Source organism: Sphingobacterium sp. MYb382 (assembly GCF_037572665.1).
Taxonomy (GTDB): domain Bacteria; phylum Bacteroidota; class Bacteroidia; order Sphingobacteriales; family Sphingobacteriaceae; genus Sphingobacterium.
In genome coordinates, this window is sequence record NZ_JBBGZT010000028.1 from 506,842 (window position 1) to 525,046 (window position 18,205).

Annotated in this window: 11 protein-coding genes; 9 read left to right on the plus strand and 2 right to left on the minus strand. The window is 42.4% G+C overall.

Going from position 1 to position 18,205, the window contains the following annotated elements; genetic code table 11:
* The first annotated feature begins 113 nt into the window (after nucleotides 1–113).
* The 8 genes from WH223_RS16785 to WH223_RS16820 all read left to right on the plus strand — a co-directional run bounded on the left by WH223_RS16785 (nucleotide 114) and on the right by WH223_RS16820 (nucleotide 16,032).
* Entirely contained in the window at nucleotides 114–1,091 is a 978-nt protein-coding gene (locus WH223_RS16785) for a hypothetical protein (RefSeq protein WP_340048955.1), read from the plus strand.
* Between the two features lie 538 nt (nucleotides 1,092–1,629).
* Nucleotides 1,630–2,262, plus strand: a complete 633-nt coding sequence (locus WH223_RS16790) for a hypothetical protein (RefSeq protein WP_340048956.1) — start codon at nucleotides 1,630–1,632, stop codon at nucleotides 2,260–2,262.
* Between the two features lie 92 nt (nucleotides 2,263–2,354).
* Entirely contained in the window at nucleotides 2,355–8,114 is a 5,760-nt protein-coding gene (locus tag WH223_RS16795) for a hypothetical protein (protein ID WP_340048957.1), read from the plus strand.
* Nucleotides 8,115–8,805: 691 nt separating this feature from the next.
* Nucleotides 8,806–9,276, plus strand: coding sequence for a DinB family protein (locus WH223_RS16800; RefSeq protein WP_340048958.1), 471 nt, complete (start codon nucleotides 8,806–8,808; stop codon nucleotides 9,274–9,276).
* A gap of 146 nt (nucleotides 9,277–9,422) precedes the next feature.
* The gene (locus tag WH223_RS16805; RefSeq protein WP_340048960.1) at nucleotides 9,423–9,821 is read left to right on the plus strand and encodes a hypothetical protein; all 399 of its coding nucleotides are present in this window, start codon (nucleotides 9,423–9,425) and stop codon (nucleotides 9,819–9,821) included.
* A gap of 152 nt (nucleotides 9,822–9,973) precedes the next feature.
* Nucleotides 9,974–14,296, plus strand: coding sequence for a CusA/CzcA family heavy metal efflux RND transporter (locus WH223_RS16810; protein ID WP_340048962.1), 4,323 nt, complete (start codon nucleotides 9,974–9,976; stop codon nucleotides 14,294–14,296).
* A 74-nt stretch (nucleotides 14,297–14,370) separates the two neighbouring features.
* On the plus strand, nucleotides 14,371–15,504 hold the full coding sequence (locus WH223_RS16815) for an efflux RND transporter periplasmic adaptor subunit (RefSeq protein ID WP_340048963.1): 1,134 nt from the start codon (nucleotides 14,371–14,373) through the stop codon (nucleotides 15,502–15,504).
* 396 nt (nucleotides 15,505–15,900) lie between these two features.
* Nucleotides 15,901–16,032: a hypothetical protein gene (locus WH223_RS16820; RefSeq protein ID WP_340048964.1), complete on the plus strand. Its 132-nt coding sequence runs from the start codon at nucleotides 15,901–15,903 to the stop codon at nucleotides 16,030–16,032.
* 104 nt (nucleotides 16,033–16,136) lie between these two features.
* Here WH223_RS16820 and WH223_RS16825 read toward each other — a convergent pair whose 3' ends face one another.
* Together WH223_RS16825 and WH223_RS16830 are read right to left on the minus strand one after the other, a co-directional pair.
* Complete coding sequence (locus WH223_RS16825) at nucleotides 16,137–17,345, minus strand: GTP-binding protein (RefSeq protein ID WP_340048965.1); 1,209 nt, start codon at nucleotides 17,343–17,345, stop codon at nucleotides 16,137–16,139.
* Complete coding sequence (locus WH223_RS16830) at nucleotides 17,332–17,532, minus strand: hypothetical protein (RefSeq protein ID WP_340048966.1); 201 nt, start codon at nucleotides 17,530–17,532, stop codon at nucleotides 17,332–17,334. The genes WH223_RS16825 and WH223_RS16830 overlap by 14 nt, the downstream gene beginning before the upstream one ends.
* A gap of 224 nt (nucleotides 17,533–17,756) precedes the next feature.
* Here WH223_RS16830 and WH223_RS16835 point away from each other — a divergent pair, with 224 nt between their 5' ends.
* A complete protein-coding gene (locus tag WH223_RS16835; RefSeq protein ID WP_340048968.1) occupies nucleotides 17,757–18,179 on the plus strand; it encodes an HYC_CC_PP family protein in 423 nt (140 codons plus the stop codon).
* Nucleotides 18,180–18,205: the final 26 nt, after the last annotated feature.

Genomic DNA, 18,205 nt, shown 5'->3' on the forward strand with positions numbered 1-18,205 from the left:
TGAAGGATACAATAACGAAGTTGTTTATTACAGTTATTACTGTGTCAGATGGAGAGTTCTAGTATGGGGTAAATTATAATAAGGATGAGTTATATGTTTATAATAAACTAGAAATGAAATATAGGTACGTAAATGAAAGGTTAAACACCATTATAACCGAAAGAACACCTAAGGAGGAAACAACGATTTCCTTTGTTATGTCTTTGCTACATTTAAGCAAGGAGTCGACCTATCGTCGGCTTCGCAATGAAATCCCCTATACTGTGCGAGAGGTAGCCGCCTTAACGACGAAGCTCACGATATCATTAGATGAACTATTCGATCCCAAAGAAGAAAAAGCACCCTTAAGGCTGAACCTTATCGAGTCAGCATCGCCGGCTGATAGCTATGCCGATCGCCTTCGTACGGTCAACCAACTATTTGGTAACCCCGCAAAGTCTTCACCGATTAAATTGTTGTCGGTGAGCAATGTGTTGACGCATGGTCATGTTTTTCAGTTCCCTTTGTTAAATAAATTGCGCTATATTCGTTGGGCACATCAGCGGTGTAGTCTCTCCGCTGATTTTACACTTTCAACAAGTGTTTTTCCTCCTCAGGTACGCGAGGCGCAACTAGAATATCTAGAAATAGCCAAGCAAATAAAAGACTATGTAATAATATTCGACCATGATGTCGTTAAGAAAGAATTGAGCGTTATTGAGTTTTATCGACGCATAAGTTTTATTACGGATTCCGAATTGTTAGAAATTCAAAAAGAACTGCTCGAGCTATTAAATCAGTTTGAGAAAATATCAAGAACAGGTTATTTGTCATCTGGACTCAATGTAGAGTTGTATTTATCTGACCTTCCTGTAGAGTCTAATCTTGTTTTAATCGATAAAGGCGAGGATTTTGCCGTTATTTTCCCTAACTCGGGGGGATATCCTATTGTTTCAACTAGCACAAAAGTATTTGAAGCAGAAAAAGAGTGGTTTGATTCCTTACTCAAGTTTTCCGTATTGATGACACGCTCTAACGAAATTCTCCAGAACAATTATTTTTCACAACAACGTTGCTTAGTCAAAGAAGCGTTTACAAAAATGCTTGGTTAAAACAGAGATAAATGGGTTCTTTTATTTCCAACAAAATGAAAGAGCGGTATCATTTCTTTAATAAAGCTCCAATGTTTATTCGTTGTCACTAAATGACATTTAATTCCTCCTAGTGCCATTTTTTGTTCGGTATTTAAATAAATATTTTTTGCCTTTCGATTAATGAAACTTTAATGCTAAGGATGGCATGATATGAACCTAAAACCCAATCTTAACTTTATTTTTATATAGACCTTTGTAGTCATAAAATTAAAATCAATCAAATTTCTAAAGTCGATTGATTTTAATTTTAAGAAATAGGGCTTTTAGATGATGCCTTGCTAAATAACATTAGGAAGCGGAAATTGGTATAGATATTTTGTTAACCTATAGTAATTATTATGTTTTTATAAAACAAATTTTAATTATTACTGTTCTTTGTATCAACTGGATAGCAGAGGAAATAATAACTCATGTTTCTATTTGCATACTGAACTAACCATTATCAAAGTCCGTATATCAAGCAAGTAGAGATAAAACTATACAAATTTAACAATACATGAAAACAATTATTTTACTGGGAGTTTTTGTTCTCTTTATGGGAGTAAAGGGACATGGGCAGGTTACTATCGGGTCAGCTACAAAACCTGATGAAAGTGCATTGCTGGATTTAAAAGAGGATGCAGATGGTAACTCAACCAAAGGATTATTGATGCCACGCGTTGCGCTAGTAGCGACGAATAGCCCATCTCCATTGGCGAGCCATGTCGCAGGGATGACCGTTTATAATACGGCCGTATCAGCAGAAGGCGAAGTAAATTATGTATCTCCAGGATTCTACTACAATAATGGAGTGCACTGGGAACGCTTACACCTCGGGACAACGAATTGGTTTTACATGCCGTCTATTGCTTTCAATACTGCAGAAGCAGTGACGGGAGCTACTGTCGACCTTTATGCTAAGTTCAAAGAACAATTTCTAGGCACTTCAGGCACCTTCGTGCATAGTGCTGGTGCTCCGCCGACGATCCCTTACGTTCCAGCAGCCGACAAGTTGTATTATTACATCACCTACTACGATCCTGCGGTATTCAGTAATATCTCAATAACCAAAGAAGGAGTGATGACGTATAATGTGACGCCAGCAGCGACAGATGCTACGCATATCAATATCATTTTTGTGGTGCAGTAAGTGTTTAACGTGTCCTAGTATTCTTGGTTGAAATAGAAAAACTATGTATTAAGTAACTAGGGGAGGACACCTTATTAGAAAAGTAAATTGTAATGAATTTTAAGATAAAAGTTAAGTTTTTTATAAGCCTATATTTCGTGCTGATTGGCATGATCATAGCCCCTCCAGCATCGGCACAAAATATGCCTGGAGGTGTGCCTATAGGCAATATGAAATTAGAGCTTTGGTTATCGGCCGATAAGTTAGACGGAACGACCTCAACATTGCCGGCCGACGGAGCCTCAGTAGCAAGTTGGGTCGATAGAAATGGTGTTTATAATTTTGTAAACAACGGAACCAATGCTAGACCAGTACTGCGTAAAGGAGGACAGAATTATAATGCTGCATTGGAGTTCAAGGGAAGTACCAATGTGAAGCTTATTTCACAGACCAACTTTAGTTATAACACCGCAAATCAATCGTATTATGTTTTTTATGTATCTAAAGTTGATGCTTCAGCAGTAGGTACAACACGAGCAACAGTTTTTTCTTTCGGAGCAGGACGTAGCGAGTATGATGGATGGTATAAATCTGGTAGCTCAGCTACTTTAGGCCCTTGGAATACAACACGGACGTATACAAATGTTATCCAGAATACAACTTTAAATAAAGATCATGGTATAGCCACCTCTATACGACCCAATATCAATGGGGGAACACGTCAGCTCTATCATAATGGAGCAATAAACACGGTGACATCAGGCAATAACGTGATGTCAGCGGGCGGAAATTATAAGGCTGTTATTGGGAATTCAACCGATGGAACGACTTATCCATTCTATGGAGAGATTCAGGAAATTATTGTCCTATCTGCTCCGCAGAATACCCCTATAAATCCAGCTGTTTTACAACAAATTCATTCCTATCTGGCAATAAAATATGGAGAAACGTTAGCAGGACGTAGGTATACGAATTCCGACGCTGTCCTACTTTGGGGAACACAAGCATCGCATGAAGCAGCATCCTATGGAAATCGTATCATCGCTATTGGACGCGATGATGTTTTAGGTATAAACCAAAAACAGGCTCGAAGTGCAGATAAGTCTTTTATGACCGTGTTCATGGGGAGTAGTCTACCAGCGTTAAACAGTGAAAATACCTATCAGTGGCCAACAAATAAAGTTTTTTATATGTTCGGTTCTAATAATGCTGATGGCTATGATGAATATATTCATCCTGTAGGTACGACCTTTCAAAATGGAGTAACGCTGCCTAGTCAGCTAAATATAAGACAAAAGGAAATTCATACTGTCAAACTAACAAATGCTGCTTCAGCTACAGTGAATATAAAGTCGCACTACCAGCAAGCACGTTATGTATTGGTTTCAGCAGACAATAGTTTTAATCCGGCTACAACACGAGCCTATACTTTGAATGCCGATGATGTAGCGGTAGGGGTTGTGGTGAATGATAATGATTTCATATCCTTCGCAGCATTCCTAGCTTCGCCAGGAGGTGGAGATGGCTTAGAGCTTGCGCTATGGCTTGCCGCAGACCAATTGTCGGGCGATATTCCGGCAGAAGGAGAAAATGTACGCCAATGGACGGATGTGCATGGCAAGATATCATTTGTTCCACAAGGTGCTGCTATAACACCTGTATTCACGCAGGTATCTAATAATTATCAGTCGGCAGTTTCTTTCCCTTATCGTGAAAATAACGATGACAGGGTTACTAAATTAGTGTCAGAACGTAGTTTTCCTGTAGATAGAAATTCGGCATATTATACCTTCTGGGTAAGTAGGCCTGAGGAATCTGACATGACATTAGGTACGGTGTTCCAAATGGGAGGAGCAACAAATGTAGGATGGAGCACCGCTGCAAATGGATTATGGGCAACCACTGCTGGGGGAGGAAGCGGGGTGACACAGACAAGCCCTGTAGGTATGACGACGGGCGGTATCGGTACTATAGTTCGGGAAAACCGAATCTCATCGTCGCCCGGTATCTTAATGTTTAATGGAAAAGAAGTCGATAGAAAGAACGTTGGTTTAACAGAGCAGAGTTCCAATATATTAGCGTCTATTGGTACGACAGCTACTACGGCTTCAGGAAATACATTTTGGTTTTATGGCGATATTCAGGAGATTATTGTTTATAAATCGCCCAATACCGCTATTGTACCTCTTGCAAATTTGCAGAAGATACAAACATATCTAGCGCTTAAATATTCTTATACCCTTGCCGAAGGTAATTATATTTCGAGCTCCGGAAAGTTATTATGGGACCGTGCAGAAAGTAATAATGCCGCTTATAGCTATGAGATTTTTGGTGTCGGTAGAGATCACAACAGCTCCCTCTATCAAAAGCAGTCTGGTAACCCCGGAAAGAGAGCGCTAAGTCTTTTTGTCGGAGAAACATTAGAAGAGTCAAACGCCAATAATAAAGGGGTGATGGACGATGAAACCTTTTTCATACTAGGAGCTAATGATAAAGATGGTTCCGATTCCTATTTTTATAGTAAAGGAGACGTTTTCGAAGGTAATGGTACAGTACTTCATAAAGATGTAAATAAAATTGAAAGTAAAATCTATAAAGCAAAGATCACCGGTAGTATACGTGTCAATTTATACATTCATGCCTCCGTTGCCGATGTCGTTCTAGTATCTGCCGATCCTACGTTTCCTATTGCTACAACTAAAGCGTACAACATCGGTGAAGAATATGGCAGATTTGTGAAAGATATTGATATTAAGGATGGCGAGTATGTCACCTTTGCCTACCAATCAAGTGGCCCGGGAGGTGTTGATAGAAATCTACGCCTATGGCTTCGTGGTGGCGACGGTGTGGAAACAGCAGCCGGTACAAACGAGGTAAACGAATGGATGGATCAGTCTGATTTTGGTAATAATTATACATACAGCACGTTAACAACAAATAATAAAAAACGTCCAAAATTAATTCCTAATGATAGTCGGATGAATTTCAATTCCACGGTTAATTTTGAAGAGCAATATTCTGGTTTAGCAATTGCACAAGGACCGATGTCTGTAGATGCTCCAGAAGATTTTACCTCTTTTGTTGTTTATAATCAAACACGGACACCTTTGGATCAGATACGTCTGTACACTCATGGATTTGGGGGTGCTAATAGTGCCAGTAGCTCCTCTAGAGCTCCCGCAATGGGGTTCTCGCCTCGCGAGAATGGTGGACGTATTCGTAATGGTTCTACAAATATCGACGGAGGAAACGGCAATACATCTGGGGTCAATGCCGAGGGATTCCAAATGGGAGCAACGGCCTTATCGATGATCCATACCCATAAAGGAACGACAGGCGGTCCAGCTCGTGTGACCTTTGATTTTGGGGGATGGGTAGACCCTTTAAGCCCAAATGGTGCAAACACATTTGGTGATTTTAAAATGGCTAAAGGAGGAACAATCGGTGGAGCTAGTTATGGGTCGGGACAATTTCAAGTAATTATCTCCGAAATCATTTACTACGAAAGGGCTTTGACGCCAGTAGAAAAAGAACAAGTGCAGGCATACCTAGCGGTTAAGTATGGTATCACCCTGGATGTTTCGCGTGCCGATAAAACGCGCAACTACGATTATTTGTTCTCTATTGGCAGAGGGCCTAATGATGACCCTAATCGGATGATGTGGCCAGGAAACACCGCTCCTTATAATAAATTTCATACCAACGTAGCAGGGTTGGTGAATGACGAAATTTCGGAATCGTTTAATAACAAAGCTAAATCATCAGGCCCCGGAGCAATTATGACGGTTAGCGTCAAAGGCCATGAGGGAGAAGGACAAGGTGAACGTGGTTTGTTGCCCAACCTAAGTTCTATATTCTGGGGGCATGATCAAAATTTTGGAGAGACCAGTTTTCTCGGAAATGATGCTGTCTGTGGTGAAATGGATTCCCGGATCAACCGAGTATGGTTATTAAATAAAACGGCAATTGGTAATAACATGCCATCACAAGCCGTAACGATACGTATTGCCAATTCGCCAGATATCGACGGTATACCCGGATCTGGCTTCCATTATGCCGGAAAGGAGTACCAATTGTATATGTTGGTGTCCGACAATTACGAAGATATACACGTGAACGGTGCCAACACAGGTTTAAGATGGAAACAGATGATTCCTGGAACCCATGTGAATGGTGAACAAGAGTTCAACTACTTAGTAACTAATAAAAATACCTATGTCAGCTTTGGCTACAAGTTAGTGCCAGGGGCAGGTTGTGAAGAATGCGATATTCAAGGCGTTAAAAAGATAGCCTTTACCAGTAAAACATGGAATAGAAAGGGAGGGCCAACACAGACTATTGCAGCCGATGCTGAATTTTCGGCAACGATCGGTGTGACAACAGACCCAGGGCTAAATCTATACCGTTGGTACCCACGTGCTTCAAGTGGAAAGTCCCTACAGATGTATAGACGCAGTGCTAGTCCTAACGCCGTTATGACGACGACCATCGTGGCGTCCTCGGCCGCAACAGCGAGCTTCGAACTGTTTGAGATAGATTATCGCATGTTGAGCTATGACGAAGTGGAAATCTATGGCCTTTGTGAAGATATTACAGAAAATCCAGGCGCTATAAACACCGGAACGAAAACGCTTCCGCGCTTGTCTTATAAATGGGATGAAAAAAGAAGCTCCTATAAAATTCAAGGATTTAAAGCCAATGCGATAAAACGTGGAAGTGGTTACAACAATAATCGAGGAAAGCTACAGGTAGACTTTGATTATCCCGTAAAGTCTATCGTTATCAAGCATAAAGCGAGCTCGAGGCGCGCTAATGTTAGACAACGCATCGGATTGGGACCTATCGATTTCCTATGTATACCGCCATTGCCAGAGCAGAATGAGGATGGATTAATCTTTACGAAACAAGGACCTACGGATGTCCAGCTTTGTGAAACGGTAGAGTATACCTTCCGCATTGTGAACACAAACTGTGCGCCGACCACTGGTGTGTTTAAAGATGTATTGCCTGAAGGGATGATATGGGTGCCCGAGTCGGTGTCCATGCCTGCCGAGGGACTACCATCAGGCGAAGACTTGAATACCAACGAATATGGAGGGACAAAAACATTGGATATTAATAATCTCGTGATTCCTGGTGGGCAGACCTTGACATTTAGGGCCTCAGCACGTTTTGCAGAAAGTGCAACAGCAGGCATCTATCAAAATCAGGCAGCCATTTCTTATAAGTCGATTTTAAACCCAGCGGTTACACATACATTGCAAAGCTGTGATCGTCTGAATCCAACTTGCTCGCCAACAGCGACACATGCAACTGGGCAGAATGATCGTCAGGAATATATCGTTGTCGAGGCTGCGGCATCTCCGGCGTGTTATAAAGAAGACAATGAAATTGAAGTTACCGTTTCTGTTCGCAATCCGAACAACCTAGCGTACTCGGCAACTGGCATTTCATTCAACTTTAATGAAGAATTTGCGCTAGTGCCTAATAGTCTTGTTGTTCCAAGTGCTTTAGGAGTAGGGCAGATAGAGATAGAGGCAGGAATGATATCTATTGAAAATTTACGTCTTCCAGCCAATGCTGGAGGCACGGGCGGAGGCACTACCTACGAAATTAAATTCAAGGTCGTTGCTCCAACCAAGAATGGTTTAATTGAGGAACTCGATGAAAATGGAACACCGATTCCATTGCCTGGTGGGCAAGGCAATGAAATTATTCCTTTAGCCATCGAATACACCATGTTTACAGAAGCCGACGACATCTGTTCGGAAGCTGCTTTTGACAATGCTACAGGAGACTTAATTGTTCCTTATTGTTTGTCGAAGCGTGCCGTGATTAGCAACAAAAATGTGAAGTCACACGCCAAAAAGTAAACATAATTAACTAAGCTTATTTAACTAACTATTATAATAAGTCCTTGAAATGCACCCGCTGTGAAGCTCGTGCATTTCTTTTTTTTAAGGTAACCCGAGCTTTTCGTAGCTGATATCTTTTTGGGCGCTCCGCTTAGGGCGTTTTTGATTACGCCCCAAGCGTCGGGCTTTCCGCACTCGCTTTTGGCCTTTGCGCTCTGCGCAGACCAAAGAGCTCAAACAGTCGCTCCAATCCCTAGCGCTTTTCTAGATAGTGCAATATCTGGAAAACCAAGCTGCATAACGTAGCGATATTTAGTATCATTCTCCCATTATTTTTTAGTAGTTATGGATATATGAGAAAGTTGCTCGCCTTTTTTTATCAGTATAGCTGATTTTTCGATAACGGAGTTGGTGCAGCTATTGAAATCCCCCGTATTGCTGGTACACTATCTCGAGCATAAAGGGCATGACGGAACCTTATGAATAGCTTGATTGCAAAGGCAATCTTTGCTTCGTTAAACTTCAATCTTTTTTCCGCCTATTTAAAACTAGTAATTCAGGCCCTAATTCTCTATGTTAAAAATATGAGTTCTGGGGATGAAGTCATCCATTCATATGCACCAAGTAATGTTGTGTATATTTGAGGCTGGGGTTGATGGTAATAAATGATTCCGAAGAATAAAATTATAATAACTAGTTAAAACAGAATATGACGCACAACGAAATAATTATCCTGAACTTTGAAGAAATCAGAAGACGAAGTATAAAACTTTGGATGGGAATTACACCAAAAAATTATTTCTGGCGGCCGGACAATAACGCGATGAATTGCCTTGAAATGGTAAGGCACGTTTTAGAGGGTGAACACTTATTTCATGTAATAGTTAACAAAAGAGGAGATTTAGGGGACTATGTTTCTCCTTGGGCCAACAGAACTTATACGAACCTGCAAGCAGAACTAGACTTTGCTGAACCTTTTAGAAAAACATTTATAGAGACAATAAATGAGTTTAGTCCAACTGATTTTTCAACAATTGAAATAGTTCGCTCCGAGAAAGGACAACGAAGGCTACTTGGCGATTATTTGCAACGGATAGCATACCACGAGTCAGTCCATACCGGACAGATGCTTTCATATTTGCGGACGCTAGGACTTGAAAGGCCTCAAATATGGGACTAGTAGCAAACCAGTAACGAAAAACCAAATGTATTCCAGCGGTGCCCACTCTTGGTTTTTCCAGATGGTGCAAAATATGAAAACCTAAGCTGCATAACACGGAGATATTTAGAATCATTCTCCAATTATTTTTTAGTAGTTTTGGATATATGAGAAAGTTGCTCGCCTTATTTTTCTTATCAGTATATCTGATTTCGACAACGGAATTGGCGCAGCTATTGAAATCACCCGTATTGGTGGTGCACTATCTCGAGCATAAAGGGCATGATGGAACCTTATCCTTCACGCAGTTCCTGATGCATCATTACAAGGGAAATCACCTTGAAGACCATCCCCACAACGACGATTATGCACAAGATGTGAAGCTCCCTTTCATGGTGCACAACCCCGTACTCAGCTTCTGCTTTATCCCCGTAAATCCGCTTCGTCTAGATGTTCCTAAAACAAAGGTCCCTATTGGTACCCATCTTAATATAAGACTCGTCGATGATACCCTTATCGATTCCAACTATCAATCGTCCATTTGGCAACCGCCAAGAAATAGCTAATTCTTACGTATAGGTTTTCGTCATCTATGTCTAGCCATAGCTCACCATGAGCCTATGACCAGCGTTGTTGATTACAAAACCGAAATGTTCCTATACTTTTCTAAGGTGTAGGTGATGAGTTATGTCCTTTTTTTTAACGGTATTTCCTACTTATGTTACATGCTATAATTGAGTTTTCCATACGGAATAAACTCATTGTTGGGCTATTTACTTTAGCCTTGATTTGTCTTGGTGTTTATGAAGCAACCAAGCTACCCATTGATGCGCAGCCAGATATTACAAATAACCAAGTACAGATAATAACTGTGGCCCCTTCTTTGGGGGCAACAGATATGGAACGGTTGGTTACTTTTCCAATCGAGCAAGCCAATAGTAATATTAATGGCTTACACGAAATAAGAAGCTTCTCCCGATTTGGGTTATCCTTAGTAACCCTTGTTTTTGATGACGATGTAGACGTCTATTGGGCACGGCAGCAGGTAGCCGAACGGCTGCAAGTGGTGCAAAACGACATTCCCGATGGCATCGCTAGTCCAGAGCTTGGCCCCATATCTACGGGCCTTGGCGAAATATACCAATATGTCGTCCGTCCAGAAAAAGGATATGAAGACCAGTATGATGCTACCGCCTTGCGCACCATCCAAGATTGGATCGTACGCCGCCAGCTCTTAGGCGTGAAAGGCGTAGCCGAGGTCAGCAGCTTTGGCGGTAAACTAAAGCAATACGAAATTGCTGTCAACGCCAATAAACTGCAATCTTTTAAGCTGACCATGGACGATGTGTTTCGTGCCTTAGAAAATAACAACCAAAATACAGGTGGCGCCTATATTGAAAAAGGAGCTACAGCCTTATTTATACGTAGCGAAGGGCTACTCACCAATCCGGAAGAGATGGAAGATATAGCCATCTCCGCCACAACAAGTGGTATTCCTGTACGCCTCAAGGAAGTCGCTACCGTAAAAATTGGGCATGCAACGCGCTATGGCGCTATGACCTATAATGATGATGGCGAGGTTGCTGGTGCTGTGGTCATGATGCTCAAAGGAGCAAACAGTAATGAGGTTATTAAGAATGTGAAAGAACGTGTAGCGATCGTCCAAAAGTCATTACCCGAAGGGGTGGTCATTGAGCCTTTTCTTGACCGTAGCAAAATGGTGAATAATGCTATTCACACTATTGAGACCAACCTTATGGAAGGCGCCCTCATTGTTGTATTGGTGTTGGTTCTTTTTTTAGGCAATTTCAGAGCAGGCTTCTTGGTGGCATCCGTTATTCCGCTGGCGATGCTGTTTGCTATCATTATGATGAATCTCTTTGGCGTTAGTGGCAACTTGATGAGCTTAGGCGCTTTAGATTTCGGTCTTATTGTCGATGGGGCCGTTATCATCGTGGAGGCCGTCTTGCATCAGCTGCATCATGCAAAGGTTGTCACTGCTAAAACGGCCATTTCTCAGCATGAAATGGATAATAAAGTAAGCCAGTCGGCAACAAAAATGGCAAATAGTGCGGTGTTTGGCCAAATTATCATCCTCATCGTTTACCTGCCTATCTTTACGCTTTCGGGCATTGAAGGGAAAATGTTTAAGCCGATGGCTCAAACGGTGGCCTTTGCATTAGTAGGCGCCTTTATTTTGTCGCTTACCTATATTCCGATGATGAGCGCTTTGCTGCTAAGCAAAAAACCGAAAACAAAAGAAACGCTATCCGACCGCTTGATGAACCGCCTAGAAGGGCTGCATCAGCGGCTGCTGGCTCGTGTGCTTCACTTTCCGAAAATGGTGTTGGCCACTGTTGCTACACTTTTTGTCGCTGCTGTTCTTATTTTATCCCAACTAGGGGGCGAGTTTATTCCTGCACTGGAAGAAGGTGATTTCGCCGTCGATACGCGGGTGCTGACAGGTAGCAACCTGCAAACAACCATTGACTACACTCAAAAGGCAGCACATATCTTGAAAAGCGAATATCCCGAAGTTGAGAAAGTCGTCACCAAGATTGGTAGCGGCGAGGTGCCAACAGACCCCATGCCAATGGAGGCTAGCGACATGATGGTGATCTTGAAAGATAAAAAAGAATGGACCTCCGCGAAGTCATTCCCAGAGCTGGCCGCCAAGATGAGCAAATCGCTCGAGGCAGTGCCTGGAATAAGCACTGGTTTTCAATATCCTGTACAGATGCGCTTTAATGAGCTGATGACAGGGGCAAGGCAAGATGTGGTATGTAAAATATTTGGGGAAGACCTCGATAGTTTAGCTCATTATGCGCAGCAATTTGGAGAGCTTATTAAGACCGTAAATGGTGCTGAAGACCTGTATATCGAACCGATAACCGGGATGCCGCAGATTCTTATTCATTATAAACGTGCCGCTATAGCCCAATATCAGTTGGATTTGGCAAGCGTAAATCGTGTGGTGCACATGGCTTTTGCAGGGCAGAGTGCGGGCAAAATATACGAAGGAGAAAAGCGCTTTGATCTGGTCGTCCGCCTAGATGAAGACCAGCGTGAGAACATAACGGATATTAGAAACCTGCTTATTCCGCTACCCAATGGGGCACAGTTGCCCCTCTATCAGCTTGCCGATGTGACCATCCAGAATGGACCCGCGCAAATACAACGTGAAGATACCAAGCGTCGGATTGTCGTCGGCTTCAATGTGCGGGGGCGTGACGTTCAAGGTATCGTTAAAGAATTGCAGCAAAAGGTAGACGGAAAATTGAAACTTGCACCGGGTTATGCTGTAACCTATGGTGGTGCTTTCGAAAACTTAAACCAAGCGAAGGCACGTCTGCTTATTGCCGTTCCTTTATCGTTAGTTCTTATTTTCATTCTTTTATTCTTTGCCTTCCATTCGGTCAAACAAAGTTTAATCATCTATAGCGCCATTCCTTTGTCGGCTATTGGGGGAATATTCTTCCTTGCACTACGTGGCATGCCATTCAGCATCAGTGCTGGCGTAGGCTTTATCGCTTTATTCGGCGTCGCCGTTTTAAATGGTATTGTGTTGATTGCCGAGTTTACGAGGCTACAAAAAGATGGAGAAACGGATTTGTTTAAGGTGGTGCTGACGGGCACACGTACGCGTTTGCGACCGGTATTGATGACCGCTTTTGTGGCTTCTTTAGGCTTTCTGCCGATGGCATTGAGTAATGGTGCCGGCGCAGAAGTTCAGCGTCCTTTGGCAACAGTGGTGATTGGAGGATTGATGATTGCGACGTTCCTAACTTTGTTTGTCTTGCCGGTGCTGTACATCCTTTTTGATTGTCTACAGTTTCCTACTTTTAAGGGAAAACGAAAGCTAGCTGTTCTCGCGATTTTATTTAGCCTAGCTACACCCGCTATGGCGCAACAGCATATTTCATTGGACGAAGCCTTGCTGATGGCCGAGAAAAATAACCTCTCCAATCGGAGCAAGGTACTGCAGGCTGCCTATCAAGAAACACGGATAGCAACGGCTTTTGACCTGCCACAAGCATCCTTAACGGCCGAAATGGGACAAACGAATAGTGCTATTTTCGACAATCGTGTAGGCATAGCGCAGTCGATGAATTTTCCTACCGTTTACACGAAGCAGAAAAAACAGCGTAAAGCGGAATGGGATGCTGCGGTAATGGCGGTAAACCTCACTAAGCTGTCCGTCAAAAAAACAGTAACCGAGCTTTTCTACTACATTTTGGTGCTGCGCGATAAGCAAAAAATGCTAAATCGGGTAGATAGCCTCTATGCCTCTTTCCTCGAAAAAGCAGATTTGCGCCTTGAAAAAGGAGAAAGCAACCTATTAGAGCAAACTGCAGCGGCTCTCCAGAGGCAGCAAATTGCCGTTCAACAAAAGGGGCTAGATAATGAAATAACCTTAGCTAAGATGCAACTACAGCTATTGTTAAATGCCCAAGTGGCCTACGAGCCAGTAGCCAGTGGTTTAGTTTTTAATTCCGCTGTATCTGTTGCAAAGGGAGCTGTTGACCAGCATCCTGCCGTCCAGCTGATTGCTAAAGATTTGGCTGTAGTAGCGCAGGGTGTAGAGCTCGAGAAGGCCAAGCTACTCCCAAATCTGACCGTCGGCTATTTCAATCAGAGCTTCCGAGATATTGGTAAGCAGCGTTTTTCGGCCGTTGAGGTCGGTATCGGTATTCCTTTATTTTCGGCTGCGCAGAAGGCACAAATTCGTGTTCAGCAGCAGCAGGTGCTGCTCGTCGAGCAGGAATATGAAAGTCAGAAAATACAGTGGACGAGTCGTCGGGATATGGCCTTGCAGCAATGGCAAACTAAAGAAAGGATGGTTGCAAACTATCGTGACCATCAGCTGCCTTTGGCTGAGAAGGCTGCCCGAACAGCACAGCTACAGTTTGAAAAGGGAGAAATCAATTATCTCGAATGGGTAGTCCTCAATAATCAGGCGCTGCAAATTCAAAATGAATATTTTGATCTGCTGATGGAGCTAAATCAATGGCTGATAGAACTTGATTTTCTGCAAAGCTAATACGTTACGGGTAATACATAGAATAGATAAAGACTGGAGATGCTTCTGTAGCATCATCCTATAAAGATAAAATCATGATTTTAAAGTATAGTTTAATCGCATTGCTCCTTATCAATATGTGGAGCTGCAAAAATAAAGAAGTAACCCAAGAAGAGCAGGTGGAAACACCAGCCACGGAAGAGGTGGTGCTTACCGACAAGCAAATGGAAACGTTTGAGCTTACCGAAGCAACCTTGGAACAGCAAATTGTAAGCAATAGGTTGACCGTAAATGGGCAGATAGAGCTGCCTCCACAAAATATAGTGTCGGTAAGTGCCGCTTTAGGAGGCTTTCTGAAAGAAACAAAATTGGTTCCCGGGATGAGCTTCCGAAAGGGGGAAGTAATTGCGCTCCTCGAAGACAATCAGTTTATACAGCTTCAGCAGGATTACCTAACGACGAGCGCACAATTGCAAAATGCCGAAGCAACGTATACGCGTCAGAAAGAACTAAATGCCAATAAGGCCAGTAGTGATAAAGCATTACTACAGGCACAGGCAGACTATCAGACATTGCTAATAAGTCAGAAAGCACTAGCGTCCAAATTGCAGCTTATTCATATAGATCCGCAAAGCATCACCTTAAATACTATACGCAAGACAGCGCCTATCTATGCGCCATTTGATGGGGTAGTGGCCAAGATGTTTGTTAACCTCGGTAAATATGTCACTCCTTCGGATGTGCTATTTGAATTGATGAACCCAAAGGATGTTTACCTTGCTGTCAAAGTATTTGAAAAAGATTGGGGCCGCGTACAAGTGGGGCAGGTCGTAGAAGCTTTCAGCAATAGTGACCCCGACAAGCGCTATGCGGGTAAAGTTATTCGACTAGGCAAGACCATCAATGACGATCGATCGCTCGAAGCTTTTGTGCAGCTTGACCGTGTTGGGGCGATGATTATTCCGGGCATGTATATGAATGCGGAGATCCGTATTCCGGCAGACAAAGCATGGGGTTTACCCGAGGAATCTGTACTGAATTATGAAGGTAAGTCTTATGTATTTGAAGTGCTCGGAGCTAATAAGTTTAAATTATTGCCGGTGCAGCTCGGGAAACAAGGAAGCCATTGGGTGGCTATTACTAATGCGGATGGCCTCCATGGTAAAAAGTTCGTCCAAAAGGGTGCTTACACCTTATTGATGGCCTTAAAAAATAAAGGTGAAGACTAAATAAAATACATTAAAAAGACAAAACAGACGAAGGCTTGGCATGTCGTTTGTTTATAAATAAGTATAATCTACTCCCTTCTACTAATGGGGAGGAGAACTGTTGTTTAGGGAGGGGAGTCGCGACATTGGTTGTGGCTTGTTTTTTTTTGCATTTTTTTTAATTTATATTATATCCAGCTATGCTACTCCAATTAATTTATAAGCAATAGTTTACCTATTATCACAACTTTAATACATTATAGTTTATCGAAATAGAATGAATTTTAGCTAATAATTTGATTTATTCTCCGATAAATGGCCTTTATATGATCAATCTATGTATTGTATTTCTTATTTTAGCTAATTAAGCTTGGGCATAAGTTGCCTATTTAACCAATTCATGATAAAAACTTAGTTATGGAAGAGAATACAGATAAATTAGCTAATGACCCTCCCTCGGCTGGAAAATTAAAACGACGCGTTTCTATTTTTGATGTGATAATAGTAGCTGTTGCGGCCTTTATTATCTATTATGTCCGCCGCCTATAAGCTTGGGCAGATGATTGTTATTTTTGGCGCAAGCTTGTTTCTTCAGTATTAGCCTTCAGAAGTAGAGCGACAAGAAGGCCTTGTCGCTCTGATTAAAGGAAACACTATATATTTGTGGGAAATGGGTCTTTAAATTGCACTTTTTTGTGATATAAGGCCTGCTCATCGTCATGTAGCAAGCAGCGTTCTAGTTCTGCTATAATTTTGTCTTTATCGAGTTCTTGGCCGATAAATACGATTTCATTCTGACGATCGCCCCATTGCGGATGCCATTTTGACTTAATCAATGCCTTGTTGTCTACATAAATAGGATACTGTAAACGCTCGTCTTCGGGCATACTAGACCACCATACACCAGCACTTTCAATACGTGATGAACCGCCTGCCTGCGAGAAATTGATGGCTACCTGTGGACGTGAGGCCAACCAAAAGAGCCCCTTAGCACGGATAATATTTGATGGATAGCTGTTATTCAGGTATTCCATAAATCGGGTGGGGTGGAATGGTCGTGAATCCCGAAAGACAAACGAACCGATACCATATTCCTCCGTTTCAGGCTTGTGGTTTTCTGCTTCGAGCTCTTTCTGCCAACCAGCTCCCGATTCGGCCTCCTCAAAGTCAAACCGACCGGTGTGCATAATCTCCTTCACAGGCACTTTCCCAAAGGTACTTTCTACAATCTTGGCTCCTGGGTTTAACTTGCTCAAGGCGGCTCTTAACAAACCAATGGTATTGGGAGCGACTAAGTCGGTTTTGTTTAAGACAATCACGTTAGCAAACTCAATTTGGTCGGTCAATAAGTTGACAATCGTACGCTCATCGCCTGCCATGTCGCTTAGTTCACGATCGACGAGTCGCTCGTTTGTCGCAAAGTCGCGGAAGAAGTTGAAGCAATCAACGACAGTCACCATAGTGTCGATATAGCTAAAACGTGATAAGTCAATGCCGCTAGCTTCATCTACGTAAGCGAATGTTTGGGCAACAGGAATAGGCTCGCTAATGCCTGTACTCTCAATCAGGAGGTAATCAAATCGTTTTGATGCCGCTAGCTTCTCCACCTCTAGCATGAGGTCTTCACGAAGGGTACAGCAGATACAACCGTTGCTCATCTCGACAAGTTTCTCTTCGGTGCGTGAGAGGGTGTTTTGGTTCTCTACCAAACGAGCATCGATATTCACCTCGCTCATATCGTTCACAATGACGGCTACTTTTAAGCCTTCTTTGTTGTGTAGCACATGGTTAAGTAGGGTTGTCTTTCCAGCGCCAAGGAAACCGCTTAATACGGTTACAGGTAGTTTTTTAATTGTTGTCATACTGCTTGAACCAGTGAATAATGTTAAGTAAATGAGCTTCTCCGTAAAGCTTTATAAAACGCTGTGTTTCGGGGTTCGTTCGGTCTTCATATACCGATAAACGGGCTTTAGCAAAGGCTTTGCTGAGGCTTAGTTCGCAATCTATGGTGATGCACGTAAACCATTGTTCGTATGTTTCTGGTATCATAGCGCTTTTCTTTTATTAAATGCAACTGTGTTGCAAATGTAGTGGTTTTATTTATAAATGCAATAATGTTGCGTTTGATTTTTTTTGAAAATATTTTTTTGCTTGGAATAGGGAGGGAGGCTATGCCGTTGCTCTGCGCACAAGCTCTCCGTGAAATTGTGTAAGTATTTCTGGTAATTCTATAAAAATGACTTTTCAAACTTCGTTAGTTTTGCATATTGACTATGAAAAAACTACTCGTTTTCGGATTGGCTTGCTTGTATCTCGTATTGTCGTTTGGCTTTACGCGCTATGAGCATGTTTGCAAAAGCGAGAAGCTACGGACTTATGCGCAGGTTCCACTGGAGCAGCATGCGGATAAACCTTGTCCGATTTGTCAGCAAAAGGAAAAAAGCCTAACGGAGAAAAAGAAAGGTTGTTGCCAATACGAACCCAAGTTGGTGAAACTCGATGAGGGTCTTAAGAAGCAGGCATCGGTAGACTTTTCTGTGAAATTTTGGGGCGCTAGTATTCCTAATGAAACGTTAGGGACTGTATTTGATGCTTTAATGCTGCCAGGCGTTAACCGCCCTTCTTTTTACCTATCCACAAAGCTTCCGGTCGGGAGCAATCCGCTTTATATATTAAACTGCGTTTATCGTATTTGATTTTAGACGATGCCAATAGCATGATA